The sequence below is a fragment of the Streptomyces sp. URMC 127 genome (genome assembly GCF_051386535.1).
Lineage (GTDB): Bacteria > Actinomycetota > Actinomycetes > Streptomycetales > Streptomycetaceae > Streptomyces.
Genome location: NZ_JBPQTW010000006.1, coordinates 17,092 through 31,825, shown reverse-complemented (window position 1 = coordinate 31,825; position 14,734 = coordinate 17,092). Strand labels below are relative to the sequence as shown.

General features: G+C 72.1%; 15 protein-coding genes. 5 read left to right on the top strand and 10 right to left on the bottom strand.

Annotated elements, in window-relative coordinates; translation table 11 throughout:
* The first annotated feature begins 61 nt into the window (after positions 1 to 61).
* Both ACSNOH_RS03195 and ACSNOH_RS03190 read left to right on the top strand, forming a co-directional pair.
* Entirely contained in the window at positions 62 to 913 is an 852-nt protein-coding gene (locus ACSNOH_RS03195; protein WP_436719617.1) for a hypothetical protein, read from the top strand.
* Between the two features lie 30 nt (positions 914 to 943).
* The gene (locus ACSNOH_RS03190) at positions 944 to 1,570 is read left to right on the top strand and encodes a hypothetical protein (RefSeq protein WP_436719616.1); all 627 of its coding nucleotides are present in this window, start codon (positions 944 to 946) and stop codon (positions 1,568 to 1,570) included.
* Positions 1,571 to 1,607: 37 nt separating this feature from the next.
* Here ACSNOH_RS03190 and ACSNOH_RS03185 read toward each other — a convergent pair whose 3' ends face one another.
* Positions 1,608 to 2,486 carry a methylenetetrahydrofolate reductase gene (locus ACSNOH_RS03185; RefSeq protein WP_436719615.1) on the bottom strand — a complete coding sequence of 293 codons (879 nt, stop codon included), beginning with the start codon at positions 2,484 to 2,486 and terminating at the stop codon, positions 1,608 to 1,610.
* A 185-nt stretch (positions 2,487 to 2,671) separates the two neighbouring features.
* On the opposite strand from ACSNOH_RS03185, the gene ACSNOH_RS03180 reads away from it, so the two are divergent.
* Positions 2,672 to 3,274 carry an NAD(P)/FAD-dependent oxidoreductase gene (locus tag ACSNOH_RS03180; protein WP_436719614.1) on the top strand — a complete coding sequence of 201 codons (603 nt, stop codon included), beginning with the start codon at positions 2,672 to 2,674 and terminating at the stop codon, positions 3,272 to 3,274.
* A gap of 179 nt (positions 3,275 to 3,453) precedes the next feature.
* Here the strand turns inward: ACSNOH_RS03180 and ACSNOH_RS03175 are convergent, their stop codons facing one another.
* The 5 genes from ACSNOH_RS03175 to ACSNOH_RS03155 all read right to left on the bottom strand — a co-directional run bounded on the left by ACSNOH_RS03175 (position 3,454) and on the right by ACSNOH_RS03155 (position 8,573).
* Positions 3,454 to 4,578, bottom strand: coding sequence for an amidinotransferase (locus ACSNOH_RS03175; RefSeq protein ID WP_436719613.1), 1,125 nt, complete (start codon positions 4,576 to 4,578; stop codon positions 3,454 to 3,456).
* Between the two features lie 219 nt (positions 4,579 to 4,797).
* Positions 4,798 to 5,448, bottom strand: a complete 651-nt coding sequence (locus ACSNOH_RS03170; RefSeq protein ID WP_436719612.1) for a GTP-binding protein — start codon at positions 5,446 to 5,448, stop codon at positions 4,798 to 4,800.
* Positions 5,435 to 5,800: a DUF742 domain-containing protein gene (locus ACSNOH_RS03165; protein ID WP_436719611.1), complete on the bottom strand. Its 366-nt coding sequence runs from the start codon at positions 5,798 to 5,800 to the stop codon at positions 5,435 to 5,437. Before ACSNOH_RS03165 ends, ACSNOH_RS03170 begins: the two co-directional genes overlap by 14 nt.
* Positions 5,797 to 6,204 (bottom strand): roadblock/LC7 domain-containing protein, encoded by a 408-nt coding sequence (locus ACSNOH_RS03160; protein ID WP_436719610.1) that lies wholly within the window; start codon positions 6,202 to 6,204, stop codon positions 5,797 to 5,799. Before ACSNOH_RS03160 ends, ACSNOH_RS03165 begins: the two co-directional genes overlap by 4 nt.
* Positions 6,201 to 8,573, bottom strand: a complete 2,373-nt coding sequence (locus ACSNOH_RS03155) for a nitrate- and nitrite sensing domain-containing protein (RefSeq protein ID WP_436719609.1) — start codon at positions 8,571 to 8,573, stop codon at positions 6,201 to 6,203. Before ACSNOH_RS03155 ends, ACSNOH_RS03160 begins: the two co-directional genes overlap by 4 nt.
* Before the next feature lie 573 nt (positions 8,574 to 9,146).
* On the opposite strand from ACSNOH_RS03155, the gene ACSNOH_RS03150 reads away from it, so the two are divergent.
* The gene (locus ACSNOH_RS03150; protein ID WP_436719608.1) at positions 9,147 to 10,403 is read left to right on the top strand and encodes an NAD(P)-binding domain-containing protein; all 1,257 of its coding nucleotides are present in this window, start codon (positions 9,147 to 9,149) and stop codon (positions 10,401 to 10,403) included.
* Positions 10,403 to 11,377 carry an L-threonylcarbamoyladenylate synthase gene (locus ACSNOH_RS03145; RefSeq protein ID WP_436719607.1) on the top strand — a complete coding sequence of 325 codons (975 nt, stop codon included), beginning with the start codon at positions 10,403 to 10,405 and terminating at the stop codon, positions 11,375 to 11,377. The genes ACSNOH_RS03150 and ACSNOH_RS03145 overlap by 1 nt, the downstream gene beginning before the upstream one ends.
* 19 nt (positions 11,378 to 11,396) lie before the next feature.
* Here the strand turns inward: ACSNOH_RS03145 and ACSNOH_RS03140 are convergent, their stop codons facing one another.
* The 4 genes from ACSNOH_RS03140 to ACSNOH_RS03125 all read right to left on the bottom strand — a co-directional run bounded on the left by ACSNOH_RS03140 (position 11,397) and on the right by ACSNOH_RS03125 (position 14,644).
* A complete protein-coding gene (locus tag ACSNOH_RS03140; protein WP_436719606.1) occupies positions 11,397 to 12,038 on the bottom strand; it encodes a carbonic anhydrase in 642 nt (213 codons plus the stop codon).
* A 162-nt stretch (positions 12,039 to 12,200) separates the two neighbouring features.
* Positions 12,201 to 13,556, bottom strand: a complete 1,356-nt coding sequence (locus ACSNOH_RS03135) for an MmgE/PrpD family protein (RefSeq protein ID WP_436719605.1) — start codon at positions 13,554 to 13,556, stop codon at positions 12,201 to 12,203.
* Positions 13,557 to 13,716: 160 nt separating this feature from the next.
* Positions 13,717 to 14,226, bottom strand: coding sequence for an O-acetyl-ADP-ribose deacetylase (locus ACSNOH_RS03130; RefSeq protein ID WP_436719604.1), 510 nt, complete (start codon positions 14,224 to 14,226; stop codon positions 13,717 to 13,719).
* Between the two features lie 49 nt (positions 14,227 to 14,275).
* Positions 14,276 to 14,644: a hypothetical protein gene (locus tag ACSNOH_RS03125; RefSeq protein WP_436719603.1), complete on the bottom strand. Its 369-nt coding sequence runs from the start codon at positions 14,642 to 14,644 to the stop codon at positions 14,276 to 14,278.
* Positions 14,645 to 14,734 lie beyond the last annotated feature (90 nt).

Here is a 14,734-nt window from a genome sequence, read left to right as displayed (position 1 = left end):
GGCTCCTGCCAAGGTGACCGCGGCACGTTCGCGCACGCCTCGTCCAGCCGAACGGAGAACGATGGGCCATTCCATCGGTGATCACGCCTACGGCGAACGCGGAATCGAATTCCTCCTCGTGGACCGGTCCGGGCCGCAGCAGCGGGTACGCCGGTTCCGGGCGGACATCCGCCTGCTGATGGACCATCCCGAGGTCTACCGGGACGGGGACAACACCCGTCTCATCCCCGTGAGTTCGATCAGCAACTCCGTACTGGCGCTCGGCGCCCGGCACACCGCGTCAGAGCCGGAAACCTATGCGCTCGCGCTCGCCGAGCACTTCCTCACCGCCGACCGGTGCGTCCTGACCGCCGATGTGCGGCTGACCGCCACCGAGTTCGCCCCGCTCGCCTCCGACCGGCCGCCGTCCGCGGCCCAGCACTTCTCCGCACTCGCCCGCCACCAGGATCACACGCACCTCACGCTCCCCCGCCACGGCGAACCCGTCGTACGCAGCGGCCTGCTGAACATGGAACTCTTCACGACCGGCGGCGCGACGTTCGCGGGCTTCGCCCGCAACGCCTACACCACCACGCAGACCTTCACCGACCGGGTCTTCGGCGCGCGGATGAACGTGACCTGGCGGCACTCCGGGACGGACACCGGCCACGGCAAGTGCCGTGCCCGCGCAGAACAGGCCGTCGTCAAGGCCTTCAGCGAGCACACAAGCCGCTCCGGTCAGCACACCTTCCACCACCTGGGCGCCGCCGTGCTGGACGCCTGCCCGGACCTCGCAGAGGTCCGCGTCGAGGGGGCCCACCTGACCCGCAGCCTGGTGGACCTGACCCCCTTCGGAGCCGGCAACGAAGGCTGTGTCTACACGGCGGCGGACCAGCAGCAGAGCACCGTCACCGTCACCGTTCACCGCACCTGACAACCAGGGCCCGAGGAAGAAGGGGACCGCATGAACCGCATGAACCGCATGGACTGCATGAACACCGCAGGACCGCGCAAAGCCCGCAGACTTGCCGCGGCGGTCGCCGTCATGGCGGCGGCGCTCACGCCCACGACGCAGACGGCACATGCCGACGACGAGCCGGCCGGCGTCCTCCTGACGTGCGCCGGCACCGTAGCCGCCTCCTACGCACCGGGGCTGACCCTGGCACCGAAAGCCACCGCCATCACGTCCCGGGCGGTCGTCGGATGCCCTCTCTCGACGGACAGCAGGTTCGCCTCCGCGACCTTCGGCGGAGACTCCGCCGGCACCTTGTCCTGTCTCCTGGGGCCCGCGAGCGGCACCCTTACGTTCCACTGGGGCGGCAAGAAGGACGAGGGGGCCGCGAAGGCGTCCCCCCGTCACGGGCACCCCGGCGGCGCGACGTCGACCGCTTCGATCCGCAGCGTGGCAGCCGTACGCCCGAACGGAAACATCGTCACCGTGAGCACGGGAACCATCACCGGCGGCGCGTTCAAGGGGGCGGCAGTCGTCACCGAGGTGACCCTGCTCGCCTCCCGGCAAACCGCCTGCCTGACCCCCCAGGGCCTCACCTCCGCCTCCGGCCCGACGACCGTGACGATCACCCGGGTGTGACGAGGCGCTCGGCCCCGGTCGCCGGGCCGGGGCTGCGCTACGCGACCGGCGTGCTCGCCTCGCGGAAGCCTGTCACCCACTCCGCGGTGGCCCGCAGGCCGCCGAAAGTGTAGAAGTGCAGCTTGACGGCGCCGTGCCGGTGCGGGTCGTAGGCCTCGGCGAGGGCGTGGAGGAAGCGGTCCGGGCCGGCCGTTCCCATGAGGTGGGTGAGGGAGAGGCCGTACTTGCGGGCGATGCCCGCGCTGGTCCCGACGCCGAACCGGGCCGCGTAGCCCAGCAGCCTGCGGACCCCGGCAGGCCCGGGCACACCGATCCTGACGGGCAGGTGGATGCCGCGCTCCCGCGCCTCCTCGATCCATCCGAGGACCGGATCCGGGTCGAAGCCGAACTGCGTGATGATGTGGCCGGGTATGCCGCGCTCGGCGAGCGCGGCGGCCTTCTGCTCCAGCGCCGACCACAGCCGCGGGCCGGTGATGGCCGGGTGCCCCTCCGGGTAGCCGCAGATGCCGGCCTGCCGGACGCCGTAGCGCTCCAGCAGCCCCGACCGGATCAGCGCCAGGGCGTCCTCGTACGGCCCCTCCGGCACGGCCGGGTCGCCGCCCACCGCGAACACCTGCCCGGACGTGCCGTCCGCCCGGAGCCGGGAGAGGAATTCTTCGAACGCCGCGCGGGAGGGCATCCGGCGGGCCGACAGGTGCGGGACGGGCTCGAAGCCGAGCGTCTTCACCGCGCGGGCGGCAGTGAGCCGCATCGACAGGTCCTCGTTGCCCAGGAAGGTGACGTTGACGCGCGTGCCCGCGGGGAGGAGGTGCGCGGCTTCCCGCAGGGCCGGGACGTCCTTGCCGGTCATTTCGAGGGAGAAGTCCTCCAGCAGGAGGCCGGCGGCCCCGCCGGCCGAGGCGGTACGAGATTCCATCGTGCTCCGTAAGGCGTGGGACGACCCGACTGCACGAGGGTAAAGGAACACGCGTCCGCACCCGCCCCGGGCACCGCGCTGTGACCCGCGGCGGCACCGGCGGTCCGGATGCGGTCTGTCCGGGCCGCGGCGCGGTGCGTTTCACTGGACGCGGCCGCGTTCGCCTCCGTGACCGGGGAGGTTCCATGCACGAGCAGCCCGCCGCTTCGGCGGAGGTCCTGGTGGTGGGCGGCGGCCCGGCCGGGGCGACGGCCGCGGCCCTGCTGGCGCGGCAGGGGCTGGACGTCGTCCTGCTGGAGCGGGCGCGCTTTCCCCGCTACCACATCGGCGAGTCCTTGCTGCCGTCGCTGCTGCCGCTCCTGGACCTCCTCGGCGCACGCGAGCGTGTCGAGGCCCTGGGGTTCGTGCGCAAGCGGGGCGCGTACTACGACTGGGGCGGGCAGCAGTGGTCCCTGGCCTTCCAGGGGCTGGGGCAGCAGGCTCCGTACAGCTTCCAGGTGCCGCGCGCCGGCTTCGACGCGGCACTGCTGGACCACGCGCGGGAGCAGGGCGCGCGGGTGCGGGAGGGCGCCGGCGTCCGGCGGATCGCCTTCCGGGAAGGCCGCGCGGTGGAGGCGTCGTGGGAGTACTGGCGGGGCGCCCGGGCGATCGAGGGCGCGCCCGACGGCGCGATCGGCGTGTTCTCCCTGCCCGGCCACCGATCCGGCCGGCGTAGAGCGCGTCCGTGCCTCCCGCCGTGGCGTGCGCGGCGGCGAACGACGCCTTGTCGGTCACCAGGCCCACGCTGAGGGTGCGGTCGTGCAGGGGGATCGCCCAGAACCAGCCGTGCCCGTGGCCCATCACCCCGGACCGGGCCGTCGCCGGACTGTGCCTCACCCTCCAGCCACGGCTCGGACTCCGCCGCACCGGCAGCTGACGCGTCAGGTGAACCGGCGTCCTCCGGCGGCACCGCGCCCCATTCGCCCCGTCAGCCGGCGTACGATTCGAGCGTGCCGCGGCGCCGGACGTCGAGCGTCGCGCAGTGGAAGGACCCGCCGAACGGTGCGTAGTGCAGCAGGTCGCACGGGATCGGCTCGAATCCCCACTTCTTGAGCGCGCGGAGCATGCCGGTGTGGTGCCGGTCCGCGATCACCCGCTCCTCGTCGATCATGAGCACGTTCATGCTGAGCCACTTGCCGCACATCGAGGCGAACTTGAGCAGGCGATCCTCGATCGGGTCGGGCTCGGGCGCGACGAGGACGTCCCAGGACCGCAGCACCGCGGGCAGGCGGTCGGCGTCGACGTACTCGGGGTTGACCATCACCTTGCCGGGGGCGAGCAGGACGAACGTCGTGTCGATGTGCATGGGCGTACGGCAGCGGCTCTCGATCTCGTGGACGCGGTACCGCGGCCCGAGATGGCGGCGCAGCCAGTCGATGCCCATGCGGTTGGTGACGTTGCTGCGCGTGACGAACAGGTCGCGTCCGGCGCGCATGAAGTCCGCGGCGTCGAAGACCGGCTCGAACTCGGTGAGGATGCGGCGCACCGGCTCACCGGGCCCGGGGACACGGAAGTCCGCGACGAACAGGTCGTCGGTCAGCTGCGGCTTCGGCGCGGCCGTCCAGCGCGCACCCCGCCGGAAGTAGTCCTTGAGGACCTCGCGGTAGGGATGCGTCTCGAAGTACCGGCACGGCCATGCCATCGGGGTCTCGATGATCTCGTCACCGACCACGAGCATGCTGTCGCGCGGGCAAGCGTTGCAGAAGCCCTGCGACGACCAGTCCGGCGTGCCGAAGCGGCGCCTGTTGTCGACCGCCTGCGGGCGGGTGACCGTGACCCCGAGGGACTGCAGGAGCGCGACGAACTGGTCGAGCTCCTGCTGCGCGCGCTCCACCAGCATCCGCGGATACCTGCGGCCGGCGGCGAGTCCCTGCAGCCGCGCCGCCCAGGGCGGGAGGTTGCAGCCCACGACCGGATGGCCGGAGGGGATCGTCGCGCCTTCGAGGCGCCCGACGATGACTTCCTCCAGCGGGTCCCACTCGTTGTGCGAGCTGACCGGCGAGACGAGCGGTTGTTCCGCGGCGGCGTCCTGCGGGTCCGAGGGCTCGGGCATCAGGCACCGCCCCCGGCCGGCGCGGGCGCGGCGCTCTCCGTGTTCCCCTTGTCCTTCGCGTCCTTCGCATCCTTCGTGTCCGTCGTGATCCGCTGCGCCGCTGTGTGGGCCCGGGGCCGTCGCACTTCCTTCATGCCCGGCAAACGGCGCGAAGCGGCCCGAAGTTGCGGCGCGGGCGGTCCCCTGCTCAGGCGACGGCGAGGGTGGCGGCAGCCGCTGTCAGCTCCGGGCCCGGTCGGGAAGGCCGGCGGGCGCGGTGACGCGCGCCCGGGTGATGAGCCGGTCCAGCAGCGCGAGCAGGCAGCCGCGGACATCCTCCCGGGAGCGGGCGTCGAGCAGGAGGACCGGGGTGTCCGGATCCTTCAGGTGCAGGGCCGCCCTGATCTCCTCGACGGTGTACGGCTGCTCGCCGTTGAAGCAGTTCGCGCCGACGATGAACGGCAGTCCGCGGCTCTCGAAGAAGTCGATCGCGGGGAAGCTGCGGTCCAGCCTCCGGGTGTCGGCCAGGACGACCGCCCCGAGCGCCCCGGAGAGCAGGTCGTCCCACATGAACCAGAAGCGTTCCTGGCCCGGTGTGCCGAAGAGGTAGAGGACCACTCCGGCGTCGGTGAGGGTGATGCGGCCGAAGTCCATCGCGACCGTGGTGGCCGTCTTGCCCTCGATGCCGTCGAGGTCGTCGACCCCGACGCCCGCGGACGTCAGGCGCTCCTCGGTGCGCAGCGGATCGATCTCGGAGATCGCTTCCACCAGAGTCGTCTTGCCGACTCCGAACCCCCCGGCGATGAGGATCTTGACGGGGGACGCTTCCGGCGCGGAGGTGTCGGCAGTGGCGGCAGTGCCGGAGGTGCCGGTGGTGTCAGAGGCGGGCAAGGTTGTCCCTGATTTTCATGAGCAAGTGGACATTGGAGGTCTCGGAGGCGTCCAGCGGTGGCCGGTGGCGGATCAGACCGCGCTCCAGCATCTCGCCGAGCAGGACCACCATGGGAGTCAGGCGCATCCGCATCCGGGCGGCGATCTCGGCGACCGCCCGTCCGCCCGGCGGCGGGCACATGGCGAGGATCTCCCGCCACTCCGTGGGCAGGCTGCCGTGACCGTCGCCGGCGCCGGCGTCCGCCGTGATCACGGTGTCCATCGTCAGGCCGTGGCGGGAGGCGGCTGTACGCCCGTCGGTGAGGGCGTACAGCCGCGGCCGGCGCCGTCCGGGCCGGGGGTCGGCCATCATGACGAGGCGGGCGCCTGGGAGCGTTCGGGGGTGTCCAGCCATTCGCCGAGCGCCTGCGCGGCGCGGACGGTCTCGCCGCCCAGTTCCCCGAGCCGTGCCTTGCGGGAGGCCACCACGATCAGCGTGCTGCCCGATCCGCAGCCGACGAGGCACAGGTACCGCTCTTCCATCTCGACGAGCTGGCGGACCACTCCGCCGCCGTCGATCTCCCGCGAGACGGCCTTCATGGTGGACGCGATGCCGGAGGCCGCCGCGGCCACGCGTTCGGCCTGGTCGCGCTCCAGCATGTAGGCGCTGAGTTTGATGCCGTCGTTGGAGAGGAGGACGGCCCCCTGGATCCCCGCGATCCTGCTCAGGTTGTTGTCCAGGATGCTGTAGATCGCATCGTTCTGTGTCGTCGTCATGGCTGGTCCTGTCCGAGTTCGAGTTCCACTTGCCTGGTGCCGTCTTCGTAGTCCGCCCAGGCGTCGGCCACCTCTTCGGGCGTGGCGGCGTCCCGGCCCACCGGTTCGGCCTCACGCGGCTCGCGGAGCCGCCGGGTCAGGTGGGTCTGCGGGACGCGCTCGGGGAGGGCCGGCCGGCCGGGGAGGTCAGCGGAGCCGGACGGGGGCGGTGCCTCCGCCGCGCTGGTCCCGGCCTGTCCTGCCTGCTCCTTGTGCGCCTGCTCCTTGCGCGGGCGGCGCGGCAGGGCCGGCGTGCCGGAGGCGGGGGCGGAGGGTGAGGCGGAGGCAGAGGCGTCCGCCGGATCGCCGGATCGTTTCTGCGGGACGAGCCTCGGCCACCGCTCCTCGGCGGACTGCGGCACGGACCGCGGCGGTACGGGCTGCAGTACGGGCGCGGGCTCCTTCGCCGGCCCGCGCACCACCGTGTCCTCCTTGCCCTCCTTGCCCTCCCGGGCCGGGACGAGGTGCTCGCCCGGGACGATCACCACGGCGGACGTCCCGCCGAACGCCGACCGGCGCAGCGTGACCGTCGCCCCCAGCTGGTCGGCGAGGTGGCCGACCACGAAGAGGCCGAGCCGGTGCGCGTTCCGGGCCAGTACGGAGTACGGCGGGGCCGAGTGCAGCCGGCCGTTCATCTCCTCGTACCTCTCGGCGGTCACCCGCGGGCCGCGGTCCTCGATCTCGATGCAGAGGCCGTCGCCCACCAGTTCCGAGCGGATCGCGACCCTCGCCGTCGGCGGAGAGAAGCGCGTGGCGTTGTCCAGCAGCTCCGCCAGGAGGTGGCTGAGCTGGCTGATCACGCCGGCCTCCACACAGGCCTCGTCCATGGCGTGCCGGTCGATGCGCCGGAAGTCCTCGACCTCGGCGGCCGCCTCCCGCAGCAGGTCGGCGATGCGCATGGGCTCCATGTGGGGGTCGGGAATCTCGCCGCCCGCCAGGATGAGCAGGTTCTCGATCTGCCTCCGCATGCCCACCGTGAGCTGATCGGACCTCATGAGCTCGGCGAGGAGCGCCTCGTCCTGCCCGAACGTGTCCTGGATGTGCTCGGTGAGGGCGAGCTGCCGGCTGACCAGGTTCCCGGTGCGTGCGGCGATGCCGGAGGCGAACACGCCGAAGCCGTGGCGCTCGTCGGCGAGCGTCCGGTGGCCCTCGACGGAGACGGCGACGACGCGGGCGAAGGCGTCGCTGATCCGTCCGACCTCGTCCTGTTCGCCCCCGGGCTGCGGCAGTGCGCCGGTGCCGGCGGCCTCTCCGCGCTGGAGGCGGTCCACGATCTCCGGCAGGGTCTGCTCGGCGACCACCACCGTGCGGTCGTGGAGGGAGCGCAGGCGGCGCAGGACCGAACGGGTGGTGAAGACCACGACGGCGACGACCAGCAGGAGGGCGGCACCACTGGCGGCCACCAGCACGACGACCTCGTCCTCCAGCTGCGCCGCCCGGTCGTCGGCGTGGGCGAGCAGCTCCTGCAGCTCGCTCTCGTCCAGGGTGTTCAGCTGGGCGGAGAAGGTGGTGTGGGCAGCCCGCCAGTCGCTGACCTCCGGCGGCAGCACGACACCGGAGAGGACGTCTTGGTGCTCGGAGATGACCGCCTTCTCGATGCGGGACTTGGTCTGCCAGGCGGTCGAGGTGAGGATCCGCTGGAGGGCGTCCTGGTCGTCGAGGGGGAGATCGCGGCTGACCGTGTCGTACAGGTAGTCGCTCGCGCCGACGGCCTCGACGAATTCACGGAACCTGGTGGGCGTCAGCTTTCCGGAAGGTCCCGCCAGCGCGAGGATGGAGTCCTCGCGGGCCACCGCCTCCGCTGCCGAGAACAGGGCCACGAGCGATGTCGTCTCCTGCGTGAGCCCGCCGTCGTCGACGTGGCTGAAGTCTCCGTAGCACCGGATCGTTCCGCTGATCAGGTCGGTGTAGTAGTCGACGGTACGGTCCGGGCTGCCGTGGCGTGCGTCGGCGCGTTCGCGCTGGGCGCCCAGCTCGGCCAGCCGCCCCGCGACGTCGCGGAGGCGGTCCTGGGCCCGGTCGGAGTGGAGCTGAGCGGGGTCCGACGACTTCATGAAGACGGCCACGGCCCGGTCCGTGCCGGCCCGGCGGTCGTGCAGCTCGGCGCCGGAGACGGGCATGCCCGCCCACCATGCGGCGGTGATCGCGCGCTCGGCCTGGAGGCTGGTCATGAGCTGATACAGAGGTACGCCGGTCTGCCGGCCTGCCGCCACGTCCTTGCGCAGGTGCCGGAACTCCTGCACGGACCGGTCGGAGCTGATGAGGACCTGAACGCCCATCGCCACGGCGGGCACCACCGCGAGCCAGACGAGGAGGGTGCGCAGGCGCACGGGCCGTCGTCGGCTTCTTCGTACCGGCTCGCCCGGGTCTTCGGATCCTGTGGGGGTCATCAGTCCTCGTCACACGCAGCAGCGACGGTGACGCCCTGCCGTTCCGGAGTGGGTGCCGATCATAACCAGCCAATTCCTGGAACAGCAGTTGAGGTTGGCGCACAGGATTGGTAAGAGCGCTCAAGGGGGGATCATGGCCGGTTGCGCTGATTGCCCGCTGCGCCCCGGTATCGAGCGGTTGGCTGTACGCCGAAGCTGACGGGACGCCGGCCGGCTGCTTGACCGGCGGGAGGCCGAGCCTGCGTCGTGGGCGCCGCCTGTGCGGTCACCGGGCCCTTGGTTCCTGCCCGGTCCGGAAAGTCGGTGCGCGTCTGCCGATAGTCCGGCAGAGCGCTCCCGTCCGAGGGCACACTGGACCTTCGGGAGAGGGCGTATGCGGCATTCTGAGCGTATGCGTCCAACCCGGTCTGTCCACGTCCGGGGAGAGCGTGAGTCAAAGGGTCGGGGGGTTGGATGACGCAGGTGGTTTCGTCGCGCCGTGCGCTGCGCGGGCCGGGGCGGCATGGTCCTGTGGTGGTGATCGGTGCGGGGCCGTACGGCCTGTCGGTCACCGCGCATCTGCGTGCCGTGGGGGTGGAGGTACGCGTCTTCGGTGAGGTCATGGGCAGTTGGCGGCACGCCATGGCCACGGGCATGTTTCTGAAGTCGACACCGCAGGCGACGGACCTGTCCGCGCCGGTGCCCGGGGGGACGCTGGCCGACTTCTGCCGGGCGGTGGGTGAGAGCGTGCTGACGGAGCTGACGCCCATCCCGTGCACGACCTTCGTCCGGTACGGCCTGTGGTTCACCGAGCGATACGTCGGCGAGGTGGAGAACACCCCCGTGCGGACCGTCGAGCGCTCCCGCACCGGCTACCGGGTCTGTCTGGAGGGTGGCGAGGAGATCGACGCGGCGGCCGTGGTCGTGGCCACGGGGCTGGGCGCCCTCGCCCACGTTCCTCCCGGGCTCCGTCATCTGGCACCGGACGGACCCGGGCCCGATGCCGTGCTGTCGCACACCAGCCAGCACACCGACCTCTCGCGCTACGCGGGACGGCGCGTGGCCGTGCTCGGCGGCGGGCAGTCCGCCCTGGAAAGCGCGGCACTTCTGCACGAAGCAGGCGCCGACGTCCGTGTCCTGGTCCGCGGTCCCCGGATTCGCTGGGGCGACACCCCGGTCCTCCACCGCCCTGTGCTGCAGCGGCTCATCAAGCCGTCATCACCCCTCGGCACCGGCTGGGCCCTGGCGACCGTCTGCCACGCGCCCCACGCGGTACGCCGCTTGCCGGCTCCTGCCCGGCTCCTGCTCCACCGGCGTGCCCTGGGACCGTCGGGTGGATGGTGGCTGCGCGAACGCGTCGAAGGCGTCCTGCCCGTGCACTGCTCCCGCCGCATCACCCACGCCCACCTCCGCGGCGGGCAGGCGCATCTGACGCTGGCGGGCGCGGGGGAAGGCCCGCAGAAGCTGTGCGTCGACCATCTCCTGGCCGCCACCGGCTACCGCCTCGACCTGAAAGCCCTCACGTTCCTCTCGCCGGACCTGCGCCACCGGCTCGACCGCGTCCCCGGCTCGCAGGCCCCCCGCCTGACCGGCGCGTTCGAGTCTTCCTTCCCGGCCCTGTACTTCACCGGCTCACTGGCAGCCCCCACCTTCGGCCCCATGCTCCGCTTCGTCGCCGGCACCGCCTTCGCCGCCCGCCGCATCACCGCCCACCTGACCGGGCGCGCACCCCACCGCGACGGACCTGCGGAGGTGGCGGCACCCGCGGCAGTGGGAGAATCGCGAGAGTGATGGTAGTAACCCGTGTCATTGAGAAGGCGGCCGAGGTGCTGCGCGCCGGGGGCCTGGTGGCCCTGCCGACGGAAACCGTCTACGGTCTGGGCGCCAACGCCGAGGATCCTGCGGCGGTCGCGCGGATCTTCCAGGTAAAGGGGCGGCCGCCCACCCACCCGCTGATCGTCCACATCGGCGGCGCGGACCAGCTGGACGACTGGGTCGAGGAGGTGCCCGCGACCGCGCGCCTGCTGGCCGGACACTTCTGGCCGGGACCGCTGACGCTGGTCCTGCGCCGCGGACGGCGGGTGCCCCTGGAAGCCACGGGTGGGCTGGAGACGGTGGCGGTGCGCGTGCCCGACCACCCCGCCGCGCTCGCTCTGCTCGCGGCCTTCGGCGGCGGCATCACGGCTCCTTCCGCGAACCGTTTCGGCTCGGTCAGCCCCACCACGGCAGAGCACGTCCGGGCGGAGCTCGGTGACACCGTCGACTTCGTGCTGGACGGCGGCCCCTGCGGCGTCGGCGTCGAGTCGACCATCGTCGATGTCACGGGCGACGCCCCGGGCATCCTGCGGCCCGGCGGAGTCACCCGCGAGGAGATCGAAGCGGTACTGGGCCGCCCGGTCGCCCTCCCCTCCACCAGCCACGTCCGGGTGCCGGGCCAGCACCCCTCCCACTACGCGCCCCGCGCACGGGTCGTCCTGGCCGAGCCTGAGCAGGCCGTCGCCGAAGCCGAGCGCGCGCAGCAGCTCGGACACCGGGTGGGCATCCTTCTTCCCCCCGCCTTCGCCGACGCTCCGGTCAAGGCGCACGCCGTCGTGCCTGTCCCCGCTGCGCCGGACGCCTACGCGCGCGGGCTGTACGGGTTCCTGCGCGAGCTCGACCAGCAAGGATGCGACCTCATCGTCGCCTCCCTGCCAGCCGAAGAGGGCCTGGGCCTCGCGATCGCCAACCGGCTCCGCCGCGCCGCGGGCCCCCGGCTCTCCCCGTGACCGCCGGCGGTCGAAGCGGTCAGGATGCGGTGGGGGCCGCCACGTCGAGGCCGCGGGACGCTATGAGCTGCGCGCTGCCGTCGGCCAGGCGGTAGGACAGGCCCACCACGGCGGCCTGTCCGGCGGCCACCCGCTCGGCCAGGACGCGGGAGCGTTCGAGCAGCAGGTCCACGGTGTGCTCTATGTGCTCGGCCAGGATCTCGTCGGCCTGGTCGCGTCCGGCGGCACGGGCTGCCAGCACGCTCGGGGTCACCCGTTCGACGACGTCACGGACGAAACCGCCCGGCGTCTTCCCGTTCTCCAGGGCGGAGCAGGCCGCGGCGACGGCGCCGCACGAGTCGTGGCCGAGGACGACGACCAGCGGCGCATCGAGGACGCTCACGCCGAACTCGATGGATCCGAGCACTTCCGCACCGGCGACATGCCCGGCGGTGCGCACCACGAACAGGTCGCCCAGGCCCCGGTCGAAGATGATCTCGGCGGCCAGGCGGGAGTCGGAGCACCCGAACAGCACCGCGAAGGGCTGCTGGCCCGGCGCGATCTCGGCGCGGCGGACGGCGTCCTGGTTCGGGTGTTCGGGGGTGCCCGCGACGAAGCGCCGGTTACCGGCCAGCAGCAGCTCGAAGGCTTCGGAAGGCGTCAGGGCCTGGATCTCGTTCATACCCGCAGCCTACGAGCCGGCACCTGCCGACCGCACCCCCGAGTCCCGCCGGGGCACGCCGCGCAGGGCCGCGCTGCCGGCCCGGGCCCGGCGCCGGGCCGGCACGGCCTCGCTGCGGAACCTCAGCGCACGACGCAGGTGCCCTCGGCCCGGTGGTCTTCGTCATCCAGTCGCAGTCGGCGCGGCAGGCAGGAACAGCGCATCGAGGACCTCACGGAGGTCGTGATTCTCGACGTCACGTAAAGCCGCCAGGAGTCCGGTGGCGTGCTCCTTGCCGGTCACCGGCACGACCGAGGTGAGGAACTTGGCCTCCAGGGCAGCGTCGGACAGGGGTTCTTCGCGGTCTCCGGTCGCGGCCGTCGGCCCCGACCGCAGGCGGTTCCCGTCAGTAAGGATCAGACAGACATCGGCTTGGCGCGTTGCGGGGAAGGCCCTCGTCATGGCGGCCGATTCGCGGATTCGCATGCTGGAAGCCAGCCTGTGCATGTGCTCGTCGGCGTGGTGCGGCTGCATCACCATGTGCGGGGTCACTTCCCTGTGAACGGCAGCGGCCGCGACGGCATAGGGGAGGCTGTACTGGGCTTCCTCGGTGGTGCGGGGTGTCCTGGACGTCAGCCTCGTGGCCGGATGGAAAGTGGTCACGACAACCCGGTCGATCTGTCCGGGTTTGGTGCCGTACTCCCTCACTATGTCGAGGGTGGCCTGTACGGCCGGGTGCGCCCATCGGCAGACCGGGAAGGGTTTGAAGTACTGATCGAGGATCAGCCATCTGCGGCCCAGGTCAGCCCAGACATCGGTTCCGTCCTCAGTGCCCGAGGCGGCCAGTGCCGCCGGTGCTCCGGTGAAACCGTCGTGGGCCAGCAGGGCCGCCGAGACCCCGGCGAGGGCTCCCCACGCGGAGCCGTCCTTGACCATGGTGGGGTGGTCGATGCACCGCATCATCGGAGACCTGGGGGCGTGATATTCGGCGATTCCGAGCGCGTGCGCGGTGGCGTCCCCGCCGAGACGGAGGATCCGGGCGCCGATTGCGGCGGCTCCCAGGGCGTTCCAGGCTCCCGAGCTGTGGTAGTCGGCCGCGCAGGCGTGCAGGTGGATCCCGGCTCGTGTCGCGATCTCGTAGCCGAGTGCAAGGCTGGTGGTCAGCTCGCGGGCAGTGGCAGTGGCGGTGGCGCCGGAGTCGAGGAAGGCGAGTGCGGCGGGCAGGACGGCGGCACCGGCGTGGCCCTTGGTGAGCCGGTGCCCATCGTGCCCGTCGACGCTGTCTATGGTGGCGGCGTTGGCGAGCGCCGCCCCCGGCGGTCCGACCCCGCGACCGTCGAAGAGGAGACGCGCCTGGGGGCCGTCCGTGCGGTGATACCGGGCGGCGTGGTGGTAGATCTTCGCCGACAGCACCGTCTGCGCGCCCGACGCGGCGACGCCCACGAGGTCGAGCAGGCAGCGCCGGGCTTGGTGTACCACCTTCTCGGGCAGGTCCGTGAAGGTGAGATCGTGAATGAACGCGGCAATCTGAGAGTTCACGGTGCGCCTCCGCCTTTGAACTTACCGCCAGGGCAGGCGCGTTGGCGGAACACCGTCACGTCCGTTCCGGTCACGCTGAGCGGATCGGGGCCAGGGCGTCGGGCAGCAGACGCAGACGTGTTTCCCGGGCGTCAGTAAACGCTCCGGACGGAGGGGTGCGTCAGCGCGCCTGCGACACGAAGGCTTCGTACGCTACGTCGTCGAAGAGGACGAAGCGGACCTCCTGCACGTTCGTCTCCGTCCGCCTCACCGTCTCGACGGCGATGCGGGCCGCGTCCTCGACGGGCCACCTGTAGACGCCCGTCGAGATGGCCGGGAACGCGACCGTCTTCGCGCCCAGTTCGTCCGCGACCCTCAGCGACTCGCGGTGGCAGGACGCCAGCAGCTCCGAGCGGTCCTCCTCCGCCGACCACACCGGGCCCACCGTGTGAATCACCCACCGGGCCGGGAGGTTGCCCGCCGGGGTGGCGACGGCCTTGCCTGTGGGGAGGCCCTTGCCGTAGTGGGAGGCGCGCAGGTCGCGGCAGGCGGAGAGGATCGCGGGGCCGCCCTTGCGGTGGATGGCGCCGTCGACGCCGCCGCCTCCGAGGAGGGAGGAGTTCGCGGCGTTGACGACGGCGTCGACGTGCTGTTCGGTGATGTCGCCCCGGACGAGAGTGATCATGGTCATGGGGACCATCCTCCCCCGTTCCCCTGCGGCCGGGGCAGGAGGGGCGGCGTCAGATCGGGTAGCGCACGCTGCGGACCGGGGGGTTGGTCAGGGAGCGGCCGGGGGCGAGGGCGCGGGCGCCGCGGGTGCAGTGGCGGTCCGTGTAGTAGACGGCGGTCCGGTTGGTGCCGTTGGTGAGTTTGCGGATCTTCGCGCGGTTCTCGGTGAGGAGGCTGAAGCACTTGCCGTCCTGCGGGTCCTTCTCGGTCCTGCTCACGTCCTCGCGGTAGCAGGCCACCCCGGGGATGCCGGTGCCCGCTCTGCAGCGCGAGTAGTCCACGGTCAGGGTGCCGTTCGCGGCGTGCGCCGCGGGGGCGGAGGCGACGGTGGACAGCAGGAGCACGGAGACGGCGGTGCCGAGGGCGTGGCGGATGCGCACGGGATTCCTTTCGCGGTGGTGGAGTGGTGGTGCAGCTGTGCGGTGCCTCCAGCTATCCACGGACGCTGCTCCGTCCGGCGGAATCACCCG

Excerpts from the sequence above, each read along its gene's own strand:
- ACSNOH_RS03195 (WP_436719617.1), top strand. The coding sequence starts at position 62 with ATGGGCCATTCCATCGGTGATCACGCCTACGGCGAACGCGGAATCGAA.
- ACSNOH_RS03190 (WP_436719616.1), top strand. The coding sequence starts at position 944 with ATGAACCGCATGAACCGCATGGACTGCATGAACACCGCAGGACCGCGC.
- ACSNOH_RS03185 (WP_436719615.1), bottom strand. The coding sequence starts at position 2,486 with ATGGAATCTCGTACCGCCTCGGCCGGCGGGGCCGCCGGCCTCCTGCTG.
- ACSNOH_RS03180 (WP_436719614.1), top strand. The coding sequence starts at position 2,672 with ATGCACGAGCAGCCCGCCGCTTCGGCGGAGGTCCTGGTGGTGGGCGGC.
- ACSNOH_RS03175 (WP_436719613.1), bottom strand. The coding sequence starts at position 4,578 with ATGCCCGAGCCCTCGGACCCGCAGGACGCCGCCGCGGAACAACCGCTC.
- ACSNOH_RS03165 (WP_436719611.1), bottom strand. The coding sequence starts at position 5,800 with ATGATGGCCGACCCCCGGCCCGGACGGCGCCGGCCGCGGCTGTACGCC.
- ACSNOH_RS03160 (WP_436719610.1), bottom strand. The coding sequence starts at position 6,204 with ATGACGACGACACAGAACGATGCGATCTACAGCATCCTGGACAACAAC.
- ACSNOH_RS03145 (WP_436719607.1), top strand. The coding sequence starts at position 10,403 with ATGGTAGTAACCCGTGTCATTGAGAAGGCGGCCGAGGTGCTGCGCGCC.
- ACSNOH_RS03140 (WP_436719606.1), bottom strand. The coding sequence starts at position 12,038 with ATGAACGAGATCCAGGCCCTGACGCCTTCCGAAGCCTTCGAGCTGCTG.
- ACSNOH_RS03130 (WP_436719604.1), bottom strand. The coding sequence starts at position 14,226 with ATGACCATGATCACTCTCGTCCGGGGCGACATCACCGAACAGCACGTC.